General features: G+C 73.1%; 13 protein-coding genes. 4 read left to right on the top strand and 9 right to left on the bottom strand.

Annotation, left to right across the window (positions count from 1 at the left end; translation table 11 throughout):
* Positions 1 to 5: 5 nt before the first annotated feature.
* Together ACGFWJ_RS13215 and soxR are read right to left on the bottom strand one after the other, a co-directional pair.
* The gene (locus tag ACGFWJ_RS13215) at positions 6 to 857 is read right to left on the bottom strand and encodes an SAM-dependent methyltransferase (protein WP_392948529.1); all 852 of its coding nucleotides are present in this window, start codon (positions 855 to 857) and stop codon (positions 6 to 8) included.
* Between the two features lie 108 nt (positions 858 to 965).
* Positions 966 to 1,517: a redox-sensitive transcriptional activator SoxR gene (soxR, locus tag ACGFWJ_RS13210; RefSeq protein ID WP_392948527.1), complete on the bottom strand. Its 552-nt coding sequence runs from the start codon at positions 1,515 to 1,517 to the stop codon at positions 966 to 968.
* A 266-nt stretch (positions 1,518 to 1,783) separates the two neighbouring features.
* Here soxR and ACGFWJ_RS13205 point away from each other — a divergent pair, with 266 nt between their 5' ends.
* Positions 1,784 to 2,425 carry a transketolase gene (locus ACGFWJ_RS13205; protein ID WP_387863972.1) on the top strand — a complete coding sequence of 214 codons (642 nt, stop codon included), beginning with the start codon at positions 1,784 to 1,786 and terminating at the stop codon, positions 2,423 to 2,425.
* Positions 2,426 to 2,443: 18 nt separating this feature from the next.
* Positions 2,444 to 3,349, top strand: a complete 906-nt coding sequence (locus ACGFWJ_RS13200) for a transketolase family protein (RefSeq protein ID WP_392948525.1) — start codon at positions 2,444 to 2,446, stop codon at positions 3,347 to 3,349.
* Positions 3,350 to 3,362: 13 nt separating this feature from the next.
* Here ACGFWJ_RS13200 and treZ read toward each other — a convergent pair whose 3' ends face one another.
* Genes treZ through glgX form a run of 3 tightly spaced genes read right to left on the bottom strand, consistent with a single transcriptional unit; the run spans position 3,363 to position 9,669 of the window.
* Entirely contained in the window at positions 3,363 to 5,096 is a 1,734-nt protein-coding gene (gene treZ / locus ACGFWJ_RS13195; protein ID WP_392948522.1) for a malto-oligosyltrehalose trehalohydrolase, read from the bottom strand.
* Complete coding sequence (gene treY / locus ACGFWJ_RS13190; RefSeq protein WP_392948520.1) at positions 5,096 to 7,486, bottom strand: malto-oligosyltrehalose synthase; 2,391 nt, start codon at positions 7,484 to 7,486, stop codon at positions 5,096 to 5,098. Before treY ends, treZ begins: the two co-directional genes overlap by 1 nt.
* 59 nt (positions 7,487 to 7,545) lie before the next feature.
* Positions 7,546 to 9,669: a glycogen debranching protein GlgX gene (gene glgX, locus ACGFWJ_RS13185; RefSeq protein WP_392948517.1), complete on the bottom strand. Its 2,124-nt coding sequence runs from the start codon at positions 9,667 to 9,669 to the stop codon at positions 7,546 to 7,548.
* A 413-nt stretch (positions 9,670 to 10,082) separates the two neighbouring features.
* Here glgX and ACGFWJ_RS13180 point away from each other — a divergent pair, with 413 nt between their 5' ends.
* On the top strand, positions 10,083 to 11,336 hold the full coding sequence (locus tag ACGFWJ_RS13180) for an SAV2148 family HEPN domain-containing protein (RefSeq protein ID WP_387645713.1): 1,254 nt from the start codon (positions 10,083 to 10,085) through the stop codon (positions 11,334 to 11,336).
* A 103-nt stretch (positions 11,337 to 11,439) separates the two neighbouring features.
* Entirely contained in the window at positions 11,440 to 12,147 is a 708-nt protein-coding gene (locus ACGFWJ_RS13175) for an exonuclease domain-containing protein (RefSeq protein WP_392948514.1), read from the top strand.
* A 7-nt stretch (positions 12,148 to 12,154) separates the two neighbouring features.
* Here ACGFWJ_RS13175 and ACGFWJ_RS13170 read toward each other — a convergent pair whose 3' ends face one another.
* From ACGFWJ_RS13170 to ACGFWJ_RS13155, 4 genes are all read right to left on the bottom strand, one after another.
* The gene (locus ACGFWJ_RS13170; protein ID WP_392948511.1) at positions 12,155 to 13,597 is read right to left on the bottom strand and encodes a S1 RNA-binding domain-containing protein; all 1,443 of its coding nucleotides are present in this window, start codon (positions 13,595 to 13,597) and stop codon (positions 12,155 to 12,157) included.
* 64 nt (positions 13,598 to 13,661) lie between these two features.
* Positions 13,662 to 14,618, bottom strand: a complete 957-nt coding sequence (locus tag ACGFWJ_RS13165; RefSeq protein WP_392948508.1) for a polysaccharide deacetylase family protein — start codon at positions 14,616 to 14,618, stop codon at positions 13,662 to 13,664.
* A gap of 129 nt (positions 14,619 to 14,747) precedes the next feature.
* Entirely contained in the window at positions 14,748 to 15,635 is an 888-nt protein-coding gene (locus tag ACGFWJ_RS13160) for a phosphotransferase enzyme family protein (protein ID WP_392948505.1), read from the bottom strand.
* Between the two features lie 48 nt (positions 15,636 to 15,683).
* Positions 15,684 to 17,891, bottom strand: coding sequence for an MMPL family transporter (locus ACGFWJ_RS13155; RefSeq protein WP_392948733.1), 2,208 nt, complete (start codon positions 17,889 to 17,891; stop codon positions 15,684 to 15,686).
* Between the last annotated feature and the right edge of the window lie 476 nt (positions 17,892 to 18,367).

Here is an 18,367-nt window from a genome sequence, read left to right as displayed (position 1 = left end):
TGGTGTCAGGGCTTGCGGGCGACGCCGGCCCAGATGGCGACCTGGCCGTCGGTGTCCTGCGGGGCCTGGTCGGGGCGCCACTGCGGGGCGGTGACTAGGCCGGGTTCGAGCAGTTCGAGGCCGTCGAAGAAGCGCAGCACCTGTGCGCGGGTGCGCATGGTGAGCTGGGCGGTCGCGGAGCGGTAGATGGCCGGGCCCTTTTCGGCGTGTGCCGGGTCGATGAAGTCGGCGGTGGCGTGCGAGAGCGCCAGGTAGCTGCCGGAGGGCAGGGCGTCGATCAGGGTGCGGACGAGGGTGTACGGGTCGTCGGCGTCGTCGATGAAGTGCAGGATCGCGAACAGCATCAGGGCGACCGGCCGGTCGAGGTCGAGCAGTTCGCGGACGGCGGGGTCGGCGAGGATCGCCTTGGGGTCGCGCAGGTCGGCCTGCAGGACGCTGACGCTGCCCTGCTGGGCGCCGGCCAGCAGGGCCCGCCCGTGCACCAGCACGATCGGGTCGTTGTCCAGGTAGGCGACCTTGGCGGTGGGGTCGACGGACTGGGCGATCTCGTGGGTGTTGCCCGCCGTGGGTATGCCGGTGCCGATGTCGAGGAACTGGCGGATGCCCTGTTCGGCGGCGAGGGTGCGCACCGCGCGCTGCAGGAAGGCCCGGTTGGCGAGCGCGCTGATCCGGACCAGCGGGCTGAGCGCGACCACCTGCTCGGCGGCGGCCCGGTCGGCGGGGAAGTTGTCCTTGCCGCCCAGGTAGTAGTCGTACATCCGGGCGGGGTGCGGGACCTCGGGTCGCAGCTCGGAGGACGGCGGCGGACTCTGGTCGCCGGACATCCAGCCGAGCGAGATCTCCTGATGATCGGTCATTTCCGGCCCCCCGTCAGTTGGAACGCGCTTTCGGGGGCAGCATAGACGGCCGGGAAACCGGTACGACCACGGATGGCCGAAACCGGTCGGTCCGGCGACGCGGCCAGGCTACCGGTCGGGTGCGACAGCCGGTCCGCTGACGGGTGCGACAGCCGGTCCGGTGACGGGCTCGGCGACGGGTTCGGCGGCGGGCTCGGGCCCGGTCTCCGGGTCGCGGGTGAGCAGGTAGCGGGCGCCCGGTCCGGCGGCGCCGGCCCGGTCCTCGGCGTTGTACAGCGTGCAGCGGCTCAGGGAGAGGCAGCCGCAGCCGATGCAGCCCGTCAACTTGGCCTTCATCAGCTGGAGTTCGGCGATCTGCCGGTCGATGCGGTGCTGCCAGGTGGCGGCCACGGTGTGCCAGTCGCGGGGCGAGGGGGCGCGGTCCTCGGGCAGCCGGGCGAGCGCGGTGCGGGCCTCCTCCAGCGAGAGGCCGACCTGCTGGGCGGCCCGGACGAAGGCGATCCGGCGCAGCGCGGCGCGCGGGTAGCGGCGCTGGTTGCCGCTGGTGCGTTCGGCGTGAATCAGACCGAGGCTCTCGTAGTAGCGCAGCGCGGAGGTGGCGAGCCCGCTGCGCTGGGCGAGCTGGCCGATGGTGAGGCGGTCGTGCCGGGACGGCGTCATGGTCCGGAACACTACCCCCGCGAGCGCCCCTTGACCTGAAGCGGACTTGAAGTTGGATGCTCATCGGCATGACGAGCGAAGCAACGAGCACTCCCGGCAGTCAGAAGGACCCGGCCGCCACCCACCCGGCCGCCACCCACCCGGTCGCCACCGATCCGGCCGCCACCCACCCGGTCGCCACCGATCCGGTCGCCACCGATCCGGTCGCCACCGATCCGGCCGCCACCGGCCTGGGCTTCACCGACCTGCCGCACCTGATCTCGCTGATGACCGGCGACGAGAAGCACACGCCGGCCGCCACCTCCACCCTGGACGCCCTGTGGGTGCTGTACGACCAGGTGCTGAAGGTCGGCCCGGCCACCGCCGACGCGCCCGAGCGGGACCGTTTCCTGCTGTCCAAGGGCCACGGCCCGATGGCGTACTACGCGGTGCTGGCCGCGAAGGGCTTCTTCCCGGTGGAGCTGCTGTCGAGTTTCGGGTCGTACGACTCGCCGCTCGGCCATCACCCGGACCGGCTGCTGGTGCCCGGCGCGGAGATCGGCTCCGGCTCGCTGGGGCACGGACTGCCGCTGGCCGTGGGCACCGCGCTGGGCCTGCGGGCGCAGGGCCTGGACGCCCCGGCGGTGTGGGTGCTGCTCGGGGACGCCGAGTTCGACGAGGGAAGCAACCACGAGGCGCTGGCGTTCGCCGGCGCGTACGGCCTGGAGCGGCTGCACGCGGTGGTGATCGACAACTCCTCGGCCACGCACGGCTGGAGCGGCGGCATCGCGTCCCGGTTCGCCGGCGCGGGCTGGTCGACGGCCTCCGTGAACGGCCGCGACCACGAGGAGCTGTACCGGGCGTACACCGCCCCACACCCCGGCCGCCCGCACGTGGTGGTGGCCCGCACCGAACCCAAGTACAGCTGAGAGCGGAGACAACAGGCCATGACCACCCAGGAATTGACGATGCGCGACCAGTTCGCGCTGACCACCACCGAGCTGCTCGCCCGGGACCCGCGCACCGCCCTGGTGCTCGCCGACGTCAGCGCCGCCCAGTTCCCCGAGGCGGCCCGCGCCCACCCGGACCGGGTGGTGAACGTCGGCATCCGCGAGCAGTTGCTGATCGGCGTCGCCGGCGGCCTGGCGCTGACCGGGATGCGCCCGATCGCGCACACCTTCGCCAGCTTCCTGATCGAGCGGCCCTTCGAGCAGGTGAAGCTCGACCTGAACCACCAGGGCGTCGGCGCGGTGCTGGTCAGCGCGTACGGCTCCTACGACTGGGCGGCCGGCGGCCGCACCCACATGGCGCCCGGCGACATCGCCCTGCTGGACACCCTCCCCGACTGGAACGTGCACGTCCCCGGCCACCCCGCCGAGGCCGACCTGCTGCTGCGCCACGCCGTCGCGGCCGGCGACAGCCTGCAGTACGTGCGGCTGTCCGCCCAGCAGAACCGCGAGGCCCGGCCGATCGTCCCGGGGAAGTTCCTGACGGTTCGCGAGGGCAACCGCGGCGTGGTGCTGGCGGTCGGCCCGATGCTGGACGCGGTACTGGAGGCCACCGAGACGCTGGACGTGACGGTGCTGTACGCCGCCACCGTGCGGCCGTTCGACGCGGCGGGCCTGCGGGCGGCGATCGGCGACCGGGCCGACGTGGTGCTGGTGGAGCCGTACCTGGCCGGTACCTCGGAGCGCGAGGCGCACCGGGCGCTGGAGCAACTGCCGCACCGTGTCCTCGGGTTGGGCGTGCCGGTGGCGGAGCACCGGCACTACGGGTCGATGGCCGAGCACCTGACGGCGTACGGCCTGGACGCGGCCCACCTGAACGCCCGGATCGCCGCCTTCCTGTGGTGATGTCGGTAAAGCCTCAGGCCGTGCGCAGCACCGCCGCCGAGTCCGGCCCGAGCAGCACCGCGCCGTCCGGCCCGGGCCGCACCTCGCCGAACGCGGCCTCCAGCGCGGCGAGTTCACCTTCCAGCGGGACGGCGGCGGGCCCCTCGCCGCCGATCCTGGCGAGCACCCGGTAGCGGCCCCGGTGGACGGCCAGCCAGCCCGCCGCCGCGTCGTGCCGCACCCGCACCGCCGCCAGGTCGCCGGACGTCAGCTCGGGCGCGGCGCGCCGCAGCCGGATCAACGCCCGGTACCAGCCGAGCAGTTCGGCGTGCGGGGCGCGGCCGGGCTCCGACCAGTCCAGCGTGGAGGCGCGCACCGTGGCCGGGTCCTGCGGGTCGGGGACGTCCTCGGCGCGCCAGCCGTGTTCGGCGAACTCCCGGCGCCGGCCCTGCCGGACGGCCTCGGCGAGCTGCGGGTCGGTGTGGTCGGTGAAGTACTGCCACGGGGTGGACGCCCCCCACTCCTCGCCCATGAACAGCATCGGCGTGAACGGGGACGTCAGCACCAGCGCGGCCGCGGCGGCCAGCCGCCCGGGTGGCAGCGAGGCCGACAGGCGGTCGCCGGTGGCCCGGTTGCCGATCTGGTCGTGGGTCTGCGCGTAGCCCAGCAGCCGGTGTCCGTAGGCGGCGGGGAACGGTCGGCCGTGCGAGCGCCCCCGGAACGAGGACCAACTCCCGTCGTGGAACCACCCGTTGGTGAGCGTCTTGGCGAGCGCCGTCCACGGGTCGGCCGCGAAGTCCGCGTAGTAGCCCTGGCTCTCGCCGGTCAGCAGCGCGTGCAGGGCGTGGTGGAAGTCGTCGCTCCACTGCGCGGTCAGTCCGAGGCCGCCGGCCGGGCGGGGCGCGGTGGTGCGGGGATCGTTCAGGTCCGACTCGGCGACCAGGAACAGCGGGCGTCCGGTCGCCTCCGCCAACCCCTCTACAGAATGGGCGAGTTCCTCCAGGAACGGCAGCGCCCGGTCGTCCGCCAGCGCGTGCACGGCGTCCAGCCGCAGCCCGTCGATCCGGTAGTCGCGCAGCCAGGCCAGCGCGCTGCCGATCAGGTACGCCCGTACCTCGTCCGAGCCCGGTGCGTCCAGGTTCACCGCCGCGCCCCACGGCGTGTGGTGCCGGTCGGTGAAGTACGGGCCGAACCGGGGCAGGTAATTGCCGGACGGGCCGAGGTGGTTGTGCACCACGTCCAGGATCACGCCGAGGCCGCGCTGGTGCGCCGCGTCCACCAGGCGCTTCAGCCCGTCCGGGCCGCCGTACGGCTCGTGCACCGCCCAGAGGGACACCCCGTCGTAGCCCCAGCCGGAGCGGCCGGGGAACGGGCAGACGGGCATCAACTCGACGAAGTCCACGCCGAGTTCGACCAGGTGGTCGAGGCGGGCGGCGGCCGCGTCGAAGGTGCCCTCGGCGGTGAAGGTGCCCACGTGCAGCTCGTAGACCACCGTGCCCGGCAGCGGGCGGCCCCGCCAGGCCGTCTCCGACCAGTCGAACGCGGCGTGGTCGACCGGGCGGCTCAGCCCGTCCGGGCCGAACGGCTGCCGGGGCGAGCGCGGATCGGGCAGCGCCGAACCGCCGTTCAGCCGGAAGCCGTAGTCGCCGTCCGGGCCGTCCCCGTGCCACCAGCCCGGGTGCGCCGGGTCCCGCTCCAGCAGGTACGGGATCGCCCCGACCTCCACCTCGACCACCTTGGCCGCCGGCGCCCACACCCGGTACCGCATCAGGCCCCCTCCACCAGCAGCGCCACCGGCAACTGCTGGAACAGATACGACAGTTCGACCGGCCCGCCGACGAAGTGGCGGCCCGTGAGCCGGTCCGTCCAGCGGCCCGGCGGCAGCTCCAGCAGGGTGCTGCCCCAGCCGCCCGCCCGGTGCAGCCCGTACGGCAGCCGGGTCGCCGCGCCCAGCACCCGCCCGCCGCGGGCGAACGCCACCAGGTGGTCGGCCGCCGGGCCCACCCCCGCCAGCGGGCGGTAGCGGCCCAGCGCGCCCTCCCGGCGCAGGTGCAGCGCGGTCCTGGTGAGGTGCAGCTTCTCCCGGGCCAGGTCGCCGGGGCGCGGCGCGGCCGAGTCGGTGAGGCGCACCGCCAGCGCGTCCAGGTCCACCGGCGCCCGGTTGTCCGGGTCGACCAGCGTGTACAGCGGCTCCTCGCCGCCCTGGAACACGTCCGGAACGCCCGGCACCAGCAGGTGCAGCAGGGCCGCCGACAGCGAGTTCACCCGGGCGAACGGCTCCAGCATCCCGACGAACCCGGCGATCCGCGGACACAGCCCCGGATTGGCCAGCGCCCCGCGCACGTACTGGGCGAGCCGCCGCTCGAAGGCCTCGTCCGGCTCCGTCCACGAGGTGCGGCGCTTGGCCTCCCGCACCGACTTCAGCAGCACCCCCAGCAGCCGCTCCTCGGACAGCGGCCACGCCGCCAGCAGGGTCTGCCACAGCAGCCACGCCGAGGCCCGGTCCGGGCACGGCCCGGCCGCCACCGTCCACGCCGCGCACTCCGCCGCCCACGCGTCCGGCAGCTCGGCCAGCACCGCGAGCCGGGCCCGGGCGTCCGCGCTGCGCTTGGTGTCGTGCGTGGACAGCGCCGTCATCGCGTGCGGCCAGTGCTCCTCCTGCCGCTCGCACCAGCGGTGGAAGTCCGCGGGCGGTACGCCCGGGTGCTCGGGCAGGCCGCCGACCTCGTTCAGCGACAGCAGCGCGTTGAACCGGTAGAACGCGGTGTCCTCCACGCCCTTGGCCGCCACCGCCGAGGCGGTCTGGCCGAAACGGTGGCAGAACTCGTCCTTGGCGGGGGAGCGGCCCAGCTCCCCGAGGGCCAGCAGGTGCACCAGCCGCTCGGCGCCGGACGCCTCCTCGGGCAGGGCGAGCGCCCGGACGGCGTCGGGCGGGGCCGCCTCGCCCGGCACCACGTACGGGCGGTACACCGGGTACTCGGTCAGCAGGGTCTCCAGCGCCCGGCGCACCGCCAGCGGCGAGTGGTCGGCCAGCTCCGGGCCGTCCGCGCAGATCCGCTCCACCAGGCGCACCAGCCGGTCGGTCTCGGCCGACAGCGCCCCGTCCGGCGCGACCATCTCGGCCCGGCCGATCAGCGCCGACGCCGCCGCGTCGGCCCGGTCGCCGACGTCGCGCCGGTAGGAGACCGCCAGCTTCTCCGCGCCCCGCCGGTCGGTCAGCACCCCGTCGATCCGGCGCAGCGCGTCGTAGCCGGTGGTGCCCGCGCACGGCCAGTCCTCGGGCAGTTGTTCCTCGCCGGTGAGGATCTTCTCCACCACGGTGTACGCGCCGCCGGTGGCCTCCGCCAGGCGCCGCAGGTAGCCGCGCGGGTCGGCCAGCCCGTCCGGGTGGTCGATCCGGAAGCCGTCCAGGACGCCCTCGCGGTGCAGGCGCAGCAGCACCGCGTGCGTCGCCTCGAACACCTCGGGGACTTCCATCCGCACCGCGATCAGCTCGTTCACGGTGAAGAACCGCCGGTAGTTGACCTGCTCGTCGGCGAGTTTCCACCAGGCCAGCCGGTACCACTGGCGTTCCAGCAGCTGCGGCAGCGGCAGCTGGGCGGTGCCGGGGCGCAGCGGGAACTCGTGCTCGTGGTAGCGCAGCACCTCGCCGTCCACCGTCAGCCGGTCGATCTCCACGCCGAGCCGGTCGCCGAGCAGCGGCAGCAGCAGCCGGCCGCGCCCGGGGGCGTCGATCGGGCCCGGCTGGGACGTCCAGTCGATGTCGAACCAGGCGGCGAACGGGTCGTCCGGGCCGTTCGCCAGCACCTGCCAGAGCGGCCGGTTCAGCTGCTCGGGCACGGGCAGCGCCATGTGGTTGGGCACCACGTCGGCGATCAGGCCCAGGTTGTGCCGCTGGGCCGCGGCCGCGAGCTCGCGCAGCGCCGTCTCGCCGCCCAGCTGCTCGGCGATCCGGCCGTGGTCGACGGTGTCGTAGCCGTGCGTGGAGCCCGGTACGGCTTCCAGCAGCGGCGACAGGTGCAGGTGCGAGACCCCGAGCGCCGCCAGGTACGGCACCGCCCGGCGGGCGTCGTGCAGGGTGAACTCCGGCTGCAGCTGGAGCCGGTAGGTGGCCGTCGGGAAGCGGGCCGTGGAAGGGCGCGCGGCGGCTGACGTCATAGCCGAATCCCTACCCGGACCGGCGGAGGCCTACCGCAGATTGCCCCGAACGGGCGGTGTCAGGCCGGTCGTTGGAGGACCAGCAGGGAGTAGTCCGGCAGGTGCAGGGTGTCGCCGGCCTTGGCGCGCGGGCCGGTGCCGGGGGCGGGGAGGGCGGGCAGCGAGGTGTCGACGACGACCTGCCAGACCTCGCCGTGGCCGGCCGGGACGGTGAAGGCGATCGGCTCCGAATGGGCGTTGAACATCAGCAGGAACGAATCGTCGACGATCTTGCCGCCGCGCCGGTCCGGTTCCGAGATGGCGTTGCCGTTCAGGAAGACCGTCAGCGACTTCGCGTACGAGGTCGACCAGTCCTGCTCGGTCATCTCCTCGCCGCCCGGGGTGAACCAGGCGATGTCGGTCAGCGCGTCGTGGGTGCCGGAGACCGGGCGGCCGTGGAAGAAGCGGCGGCGGCGGAAGACCGGGTGGTCGCGGCGCAGCCAGATCATGCCCTGGGTGAATTCCAGCAGCCGGGTGTCGGCCTGCCCGCCGTCGCGGGTCGGCCAGGTCAGCCAGGTCAGTTCGGAGTCCTGGCAGTAGGCGTTGTTGTTGCCGCGCTGGGTGCGGCCGAGTTCGTCGCCGTGGGAGAGCATCGGCACGCCCTGGGAGAGCATCAGGGTGGCGATGAAGTTGCGCTGCTGGCGGGCGCGCAGTTCGAGCACCCCGGGGTCGGTGGTCTCGCCCTCGGCGCCGCAGTTCCACGACCGGTTGAAGGATTCGCCGTCCCGGTTGTCCTCCCGGTTGGCCTCGTTGTGCTTGTCGTTGTAGGAGACCAGGTCGCGCAGCGTGAAGCCGTCGTGGCAGGTGACGAAGTTGATCGAGGCGATCGGGCGGCGGCCGTCGTCCTGGTACAGGTCGGAGGAGCCGGTGAGCCGGGAGCCGAACTCGGCCAGGGTGGCGGACTCGCCGCGCCAGAAGTCGCGGACGGTGTCGCGGTACTTGCCGTTCCACTCCGTCCACAGCGGCGGGAAGTTGCCGACCTGGTAGCCGCCCTCGCCGAGGTCCCACGGCTCGGCGATCAGCTTGGCCTGCGAGACCACCGGGTCCTGCTGGACCAGGTCGAAGAACGAGGACAGCCGGTCCACCTCGTGGAACTGCCGGGCCAGCGTCGCCGCCAGGTCGAAGCGGAAGCCGTCCACGTGCATCTCGGTGACCCAGTAACGCAGCGAATCCATGATCATCTGGAGTACGTGCGGCGAGCGCATCAGCAGCGAGTTGCCGGTGCCGGTGGTGTCCTCGTAGAACCGCTGGTCCTTCGCCAGCCGGTAGTACGAGGCGTTGTCCAGGCCGCGGAAGGACAGCGTCGGCCCGAGGTGGCTGCCCTCGGCGGTGTGGTTGTAGACCACGTCGAGGATCACCTCGATGCCGGCCGCGTGCAGCGCCTTCACCATCGACTTGAACTCCTGCACCTGGTGCCCGCGGTCGCCCGTCGAGGAGTACGAGGAGTGCGGGGCGAAGAAGCCGATCGTGTTGTAGCCCCAGTAGTTGGACAGCCCCAGGTCGCGCAGCCGGTGGTCGCGGACGAACTGGTGCACCGGCATCAGCTCGATCGCCGTGACGCCCAGCTTCGCCAGGTGCTCGATCACCGCCGGGTGCGCCAGGCCCGCGTAGGTGCCGCGGATCTCCTCCGGGATGCCCGGGTGCAGCCTGGTCAGGCCCTTCACGTGCGCCTCGTACACCACCGTGCGGTGGTAGTCGGTGCGCGGCGGCCGGTCGGTGCCCCAGTCGAAGTACGGGTTGATCACCACCGAGTGCATGGTGTGCGGCCCCGAATCCAGGTCGTTGCGGCGCTCCGGCGCGCCGAAGTGGTAGCCGTACACCGACTCGTCCCAGTCGATGTGGCCGCCCATCGCCTTCGCGTACGGGTCCAGCAGCAGCTTCGAGGCGTTGTGCCGCAGGCCCAGACCCGGCTGGTACGGGCCGTGCACCCGGAAGCCGTACCGCTGGCCCGGCAGCACGCCCGGCAGGTAGGCGTGCCGGACGAAGGCGTCGGTCTCGCGCAGTTCGACGGCCGTCTCGGAGCCGTCCTCGGCGATCAGGCAGAGCTCGATCCGGTCCGCGCTCTCGGAGAACACCGCGAAGTTGGTGCCGGCGCCGTCATAGGTGGCGCCGAGCGGGTAGGGCTGCCCCGGCCAGACCTGCATGTGTCCTCGACTCCCAGTGCCAGACGCCAATCGGCGCCCCTACGGGTGACCACCCGGCGGAGCGCCCGAACGTGTGCGGGGCGTCGGTGGCGCGACGGGCCGGACGCACGGCACACCCGCATACTCCCCGCCGGACGGCCGAACGCCGCGCCCATCCGGTCCCATTCGCCCGTTGTTCGCCCGAACGGGTGTCCCGGATGTCGGGCCGGACAACCGCGTACTGACGGCCCGTCGACTGCCGGTGCGCGTGCTGTCAAGAGGGCTGTGTCGGGGCCACGGGGGGCGATACCCTTGATCGTCCGGACCGCGAGAACCCCGGGCCCGTACGGCCGGCGACCAAGGGCCGTCATGGTGGAGCGAGTCAGCGGACAGACCGGCGGCCGAGTGGCGGCGGGCGAGAGGTGAGGTAGCGGATGGCGTTCCCCGCCGACGGCGACGGACCCGACCCGCGGGCCGGCGGCAGCGAGGCCCCGACGCTGGTCGTCCGCACCGGCGTCGGACGCGGGGCGCTGCCCCCGCAGGGCGGCCCCGCCGAGGGCATGCCGCCCGCCTGGGCCGCCGACCAGTGGGACGGCGCCTACCGCCGGGTCCGGCTGGCCGGCCGCGCCTACGTCTGGCTCAACCTGGTCGAACAGCGGATGCGCGCCCTCGTGCACGAAGTGCTGCACCCCGTCTACGCGCCCGCGCACGGCGAGGAGTGGGTCACCGCCGCCGCCGGACCGGCCGGCGAGGAATGGGTGCACCGGGCCGCCGCCGTCCGCGAGGTCTCCCGCCGCAAGGGCTACCTGCTCGACCCCGTCGACGACGACCCGCTGGTCTTCCTCACCCTTCCGCAGCTGCGCGAACTGATGGTCCAGCACTGGCCGCTGTTCGAACCGCACCTGGTGGACCGCCGGGAGATCGAACTCGCCCTCGACGAACTCGAGGTCGCCCGGCACGTGGTCTCCCGCAACCGGGCCCTGACCAAGACCGTCCTCGACCAGACCGAACGGGCCGCCGCCCGGCTGCTCGCCCTGCTCGACGGCACCCACGGCGGCGTGCCCGCCGACGTGGTCGAGGAGCTCGTGGCCGGCCGCTACGCCGACGTGATCGCCGTCCACCCCGACCGGGTCCGCCTGCAGCGCGACCTGCCCGTCGAGGACCTGCTCGACGGCGCCCGGCGCCTGGACGCCGTCGGCATCGGACTCGGCATGCTCTGCCAGAACTACACCGGCAAGCGCCTGGTACGCCTCGCCAGCGACGGCTGCCGGGTGCGGCTGCTGTTCCTCAACCCGGCGAGCAGCGCCGTCCGCCGACGTGAACGCGAACTCGGCCTCGGGCGCGGCGAGTTGGGCCGCTCCGTGGAGATGAACATCATGCACGCGCGGCGGGTCCGGGCCCGGCTGCGCGACCCCGGCAGCTTCGAGATCCGGGTCTTCGACGAACTGCCCCGGTTCACCGCCTACCTGGTGGAGGGCCCGCGGACCACGGGCGCCGGCGGACGGCGGCGCTCCACCGACCTCGGCGTCATCCAGCCCTACCTGCGCAAGGCCCGCGGCATCGAATCGCCCGCCCTGGTGCTCCGCGGCGGCGCCGGGCAGGAGGCCGGCGGCACCGAACCCGGGCTGCTGGAGGTCTACCGGGAGGAGTTCGAGGACCTCTGGGGGGACTCCCGCGCAGTGTCCTGACCAGCACGGTCGCCCCCGCCAGGGCGGACGCGCCGTCGGCGCTGTCACAGCGGCGCGCGATGATGGTCCGCATCTTGGCAGTGCTGACGGAAGGACACACCCCATGACCTGGTGGAAGGGGCCACTCACCGGATTCGACCTGGAGACCACGGGCACCGACCCGCAGGAGTCCCGGATCGTCACCGCCGCCGTGGTCGACACCCTCGGCGGGCGCGTCGAAACGGCCACCAACTGGCTGATCGACCCCGGCGTCCCGATACCCGCCGAGGCCACCGCCATCCACGGCATCACCGACACCGAGGCCCGCACCCACGGCCGGCCCGCCGCCGAGGCGATCGAGGAGATCGCCCAGGCCCTGCACCAGCGGCTCGCCGCCGGACGGCCCGTGGTCGCCTTCAACGCGCCCTACGACCTGTCGCTGCTCGACGCCGAACTGCGCCGCCACGGCCGCCCCACCCTCGCCGAACGCCTCGGCGGGCCGGTCACCCCCGTGGTCGACGCCATGGTCGTCGACCGCGCCCTCGACAAGTACCGCAAGGGCTCACGCACCCTCCAGCGGGTCTGCGAGGTCTACGGCGTCGAACTCCACGACGCCCACGAGGCCGGCAGCGACGCACTCGCCGCCGTCCGGGTCGCCGTCGCCCTCGGCCACCGCTACCCCGAACAGGCCGGCGACCTGCCGCTCGACGAACTGCACCGCCGCCAGATCGTCTGGCACCGCGACTGGGCCACCGGCCTGCAGGACTGGCTGCGCCGCAAGGACCCGGCCGCCACCGTGGACCCGCGCTGGCCGCTCAAGGCGGCGTCCTGAGGGGCGGTCAGCCCCGGCGGCGGGAGAGCGAGAACCGCTGCCGGGGAAGGTCGACCTCGCGGATGCGCACCGTCAGCCGGTCGCCGACCCGGTGGGCCTCGCCGGCCGACTCGGCGGCGGGGAGCAGCCCCTGGAGGCCGTCGGGCCGGTCCTCGATCCGGACGAAGACGCCGAACGGCACCGCCTTCGTCACCACGCCGTCCACCAACTCGCCGACCCGGTCGGCCAGTTGCGCCATGGGGTTCTCCTGGAGGGCCTTCAGGGAGAGGGACAGCCGCTCGCGCGTCAGGTCGACGTCGAGCACCTCGGCCGTGATCTCCTGACCTGCCGAGACGACGTCCGACGGGTGGTCGAGCGGCCGCCAGGACAGCTCCGGAACGTTGATCATCGCGGTGAAGCCGTCGACGTCCACGAAGGTGACGTGGAAGTCGGCGATCTCGGTGACCGTGCCGGTGACGACCTGCCCGGGGCGCACGGACTTCAGGAACGCCCAGGCCTGGTCGCACGGCGACCAGGTGGTCCGCCAGCGGGCCCGCAGCACGCCGTCCTCGTCGGGGCGCACCGCACTGGCCAGCGGCCGGTACTCGTCGACCAGGGTCGGCAGCGCGGCGGCGGCCCGCGCGCCCGCCACCAGGGCCGTCAACTCCTCGAGATCGTCGGCTTCCGCGTCGACGCTGCTGATCGTGCCCGTCGGGTCCTCCCAGACGAACTCCACCGAGCTGTCCTCGGGGAGCGCGGCCAGCACGGCCGCGACGTCGGCGGACAGCGGCGGCCAGAGGGTCAGCATGGCGCGCGGGGTGAGGCCGGCGCGGACGGCGTCGATGGTCTCGGGCGTCAGCCGGTGCCAGCGGGAGGCGTTCTGGACGTAGCCCTCCTCCAGCAGGCCCGCCCGGCCTTCGGCGACCAGCCAGTGCACCCGGGCCCAGAACTCCTCGTCGGCGGGCCGCTGTTCGCCCGGCTCATCCGACTCCTCGGAGTACGGCGACTCCGGTATCGGCTCCGGGAACAGGCCCAGTCGGCGGACTCGCGCCGCGGCGCGCTCGCAGGGGCGGTCGGTGCCGATGTACATGTACTGGTCCCAGCCGATGTGCACGAAGAACCGGTCGCCGGCCTCCAGCAGGCACCAGCCCTCGCCGCCGCGCAGCATCATCCGCACCAGCTCCAGCGCGGTCTCCAGGGAGACCTCCGCGCCGTCGTGGAACCCGTGCAGCCCCGGGAAGAGGTCCTCCAGGCGGCCGCCGTCCTCGGGGGAGGCGAAGAACGCGGCCTCCGGGCGGCCGATCGTCAGCCGGTCGACGCCGCACTCCACGGCGAACGCGGCGGCCGCCTGAAGGTACGCCGCCTCGATCGGCCCGCGGTCGCTGTCGGTGTCGTCGTCGGCCAGGTAGTGGCCGCGCTCGTCACGGTTGGCGGGGTCGTACTTGGTGACGCGGTGCACGAAGGCGGGCACGGGGCTCCTGAAGGCCGAAGAGGCGCCCTGACAAGCCGTCAGGACGCCTCGGCAAGAGAGCCGGTCAGGACTGCGGGAAGTCGAAAGTGTAGCCCTGGGCCACCAGCCACGGCAGCAGCTGCTTCAGGGCCGCGACGGTCTGGGTGCGGTCGCCGCCGCCGTCGTGCATCAGGACCACGCCGCCGGGGCGGAGGTTCTGCTCGACGGTGGTGACGATCGACTGCACGCCCGGACGGGACCAGTCGCGCGGGTCCACCGACCAGCCGAGGGACTTCATGCCCTGGTCGGCGCCGATCTTCTCGTTCTCCGCGGTGAAGTCGCCGCCCGGGGCGCGCCACCAGGTGATCGGGGCGTTGCCGCCGGCGGCGTCCTCGATCTGGGTCTTGGCGTCGGCGATCTCCGCCACCTGCTGCTGGTGCGACTGGGTGTGCATCGGCTGCGGGTGGTCCACGGTGTGGTCGCACAGGCGGTGGCCCTCGGCGACGATCCGCTTGACCATCGCCGGGTGCGCCTGCGCGTTGTCGCCGATCTCGCAGAACGTCGCCTTGGCGTCGTACTGCGCCAGCAGGTCCAGCACCTGGCCGGTGGCCTGGCCCGGGCCGTCGTCGAAGGTCAGCGCCACGGTCTTGCCGCCCGAGGCGGTGTGCGCCAGCACGTGCGTGGCCGGGGCGTGGCTCTGCTGCCCGCCGGACGGCTGCGAGGCGCCGGTGCCGGGCGTGGACGGGGTGGTGCTCGGGGCGGGCGGTGCCGGCGTCCGGGTGGGCGCCGTCGGGTCCTGGCTCGGCGAGGCGAACGGGGACGGGGTGCCCTCGCTCGGCGTAGGCCGGGCCGCCACCGAGGAACCCCCGCTGTCGCCCGTGGTCGTGCTCGCGCTCGGCGTGGCCGGGTGCTGCGCGGCTGCCCCTGCCGCGGAGGGGGTGCCGTGCGCACCGCACGCCACCAGCAGGGCCGGGGCGAGCAGTGCGGCGGAGGCACCGAGAAGAAGAGAACGACGACGGGCGATTATGCGGGACTTCACCATGGACGACTCCTACGTCGTACCTGCCACATGGAGCGGGGCGTCCGGTCGACTACGACGACGCCAGGTACGACCGAGGTGGTTCCGTCCGGATGTGCGCTGCGCCACAAGGCGGGCACCGAACGGAAGCGGTCAGAACGCGAACCAGCGTACTTCCGCCTCACCGTCACGCAGTGAGTCGACACGGCGACGGAACTCCGTCCGGGCGGCCGGGTTTCCGGCCGTCTGCTGCGCCACCCAGGCGGCACTCGCGGTCTCCCGCGCGCCGCGCAGCACCGCGAAGCCGGGCCACTCGCGGACGTCCCACCCGTAGGCGGCGTTGAACGCCGTGACCTCCTCGGCCGGTACGCCGTACCGGTCCTGACTGAGGGCCAGCACCACCAGGTCGTGCTCGCGGAGGTCCGAGGCCATGTACTCGAGGTCGAGCAGTACCGGGCCGGCGGGGGTGATGTGCACGTTGCGCGGTAGGGCGTCGCCGTGGATCGGGCCGGAGGGGAGGTAAGGGGTCAATTCGGAAATAGCGGTGACAAAGGTCTCTTTCCGGTCACGGAGGAACGCCACGTCCGCCGGATCGATGTGACCCTCCGCGGTCGCCAGCCAACTGTCCACGGGGGCGAGGAGGTCGCGCCGGCCGAGCGGCACCGGCGGGGCCGGCTCCGCGGGCAGGGCGTGCAGGGCGCGCAGCAGCGGGGCGAGGTCCGCGGGCCGGGCCGGGCGGACGGCGGGCTCCAGCCGGTGCCACAGCGTGACGGGGTGGTCCTGGGCCAGGTGCACGACGGGGTCGGCGGGGCGGACCACCGGCACGCCCGCGCCGTCCAGCCAGCCGGCCAGCGCGAGCTCGCGGGCGGCCCGGTCGGCGGAGCCGGGGGCGCGGCCGACCTTGGCTACCAGGCCGAGCTCCGGCAGGTCGAAGACGGCGTTCTGGCCGAGCGAGATGAGCGCGGCCCCGGCCGGGTCGATACCGGCCGGGGCGCACGCCTGCTGGAGGAGGGCCCGGGCCCCCGATTCGTCGAAGATCACCTGCTCATTGTCGGCGAACCGGGGGCGCGTCAGGAGGGAGGGGGTGGGTCAGCCGATCAGCTCGTGGTCGCCACGGCCGCGGCGGGTGCCGGTGCCGGCGGGGGCGGCGGCGGGCGCCTCGCCCTCGATCCGGGGCAGCCAGTGCAGCCAGCGCGGCAGGTACCAGTTCCTGTCGCCGAGCAGGGACATCACGGCGGGGAGCAGGACGGCGCGGATCACCGTGGCGTCGATCAGGACGGCGGCGGCGAGGCCGACACCCATCTGCTTCATGGTCTGCATGGAGAGCGTCCCGAAGACCGAGAACACCCCGACCATGATCACGGCGGCGCTGGTGACCACACCGGCGGTGGTGCGGATGCCGTGGGCGACGGCCGCGCCGGTGGGCAGGCCGCGGTCGTGCGCCTCCTTGATCCGGGAGACCACGAAGACGTGGTAGTCCATCGACAGGCCGAACAGGATCACGAACAGGAACAGCGGGATCCAGCTCTCCACCGCGCCGACGCCTTCGGTGCCGATCAGCGAGGCGCCGATGCCGTGCTGGAAGACCAGCGCCAGCACACCATAGGCGGCGCCGACCGAGAGCAGGTTGAGTATCACGGCGGTGACGGCGATGGACAGCGAGCGGAACGAGCAGAGCATCAGCAGGAAGGCGAAGCCGACCACGAACCCGAAGACCGGGAGCATCGAGCCGGACATCTGCTTGTTGAAGTCGATCGAGGCGGCGGTGCTGCCGGTGACCGGGGCGTCGGCGCCGGCGATCCCGCCGACCGTGGCGGGCACGACCTGCTCGCGCAGCACCTTCAGGGCCTCGGCGGAGGTGGTGTCGTTGCCGCTGCCGTTGAGCGGGATGTCGACCGTGGCGACGTTCTGTTCGGCGTGCACCGTCAGGCTGGTGGGGCCGTGCATCCGGCCGGTGGCGAGGGCCTTGGACTGGAGATCGGCGAGCGCCTGCTTCATCTCGGGCGAGGAGATGTCCTTCGCCTTGATCACCACGGTGGCGGGGGAGGGGCTGCCGGGGAAGGCGTCCTGGATCCGCTGGGAGGTGGCCACCAGGGCGTTGTCCTTGGACAGCTGCTGCTGGAACGTCAGCTTGGCGGTGTGCATGGTGAGCGTCGGCGAGGCGATCGCCAGCAGGGCGACGGTGGCCAGCCCTGCGGCGGCCAGCGGGTGGCGCAGCACCGGGGTGAGCACCGCGTTCCAGAACCGGCTGCCCTCGTTCGTGTCACGGCGCAGGCGGTGCAGGAAGGGGACCCTGCCCTTCTCCACCCGGTCTCCGAGCATCGAGAGCAGCGCGGGCAGCACCGTCAGCGAGCCGAGCACGGCGGTGATCACGACCAGGATGGTGGCGAAGGACATCGCCTTGAAGGTGGCGATGCCGGTGAGGAACATGCCGCCGATCGCGACCACCACGGTGATGCCGGAGACCAGCACGGCGCGGCCACTGGTGGCGGCGGCGATCCGCAGCGCCGTCTCGGCGTCGTGCCCGGCGGCGCGCTCCTCGCGCTCGCGGCGCAGGTAGAACAGGCAGTAGTCGACGCCGACGGCGAGGCCGACCAGCAGCATCACCGAGGAGGCGTCGCCGCTGGTGTGCAGCAGGCCGGAGGAGAGCGCGACCAGGCCGGAGGCGGCGATGAAGGCGGTCAGCGCCAGCACCACCGGGAGGACCGCGGCCACCAGCGCGCCGAAGGCGATCAGCAGGATGCCGAGGGCGAGCGGCACGGCCGTCCACTCGGCGCGGGCGAAGTCCGAGGAGAACTGCTCGTCGAACCACTTGCCGGAGCTGGCCTGGCCGTACTCCTCGACCGTCAGCTCGGGGTGCTGCTTCTGAACGCCCGTCACCGCGTCCATGATCGGCGGCACGTTGGCGACGGCCGCCTTGTCGTCCTCCCCGATCACCGTGAACTGGAGCAGCGCCGAGTGCTTGTCGGCGGAGATCGCGCCCGTCTCGTACGGGCTGTGCAGCTCCCCGGCCTTGCCGGTGGCCCGGACGGCGGTGGCGACCTGCTCGACGACCGCCTTGAAGGACGGGTCGTCCGCCATCAGCGTGCGGCTCTGCACCAGGACGACCTCACCGGCCGGAGACTTGATGCCCGCGTCGTCCAGAATCCTGGCGGCCTGCGCGACCTGGCCCGGCATCTGCTCGGAATCGGTGATCTTGGTGGAGCCGTGCATGCCGCCGAGGTAGGCGGCGAGGACGACGAAGAGCAGCCAGCCGAAGACCGCGGTCTTTCTGTGGCGGGCGCTCCAGGCGCCCATCGAGGCGGCGATTCCATGCTTCACGGTGGTGTCCCCCAGGGGCTACGGGCGGGTGCGGGCCGCCCCGGTCGGTGGGCCTCCGGGCTGCTTCCGGCGGCACAACAGAAGCTATGAGCTGGGGTTCTGACGAACCATCCGGCTAGTCACCGACTTTTTCCTCCCCCTGTCCCCAGGAGGGAGTAGGGGGTTAACCCCACCCCCGGGGTCGGGGTCTCCTCCTTGAGGGCAGCCGGGCGTCCACCCTGAGGGGGAGCGATCTCCACCCCACGCACGAGGTGGGAGGGGGTGCGGGCGGGCGACGATAGTGCGGGGGCAGGTTCCGTGGCCGCCCCCAGGGGGCACACGCGAAACCCACTTGCCGGGCGGCAAGCAAGTTCCCGTAAACTGCCCGCTGTTACTTACCTGCCGACCGGCTAGGCCCTGTTGAGGGTTTCGCGCGCCGGTCCTGCCGCTGCCCGGTACCTGGTCTTTTTCGG

The organism is Kitasatospora sp. NPDC048407 (assembly GCF_043200475.1).
Lineage (GTDB): Bacteria > Actinomycetota > Actinomycetes > Streptomycetales > Streptomycetaceae > Kitasatospora.
Note: the sequence above shows the minus strand (reverse complement) of the source record. Positions and strands in the feature narration are given on the sequence as shown.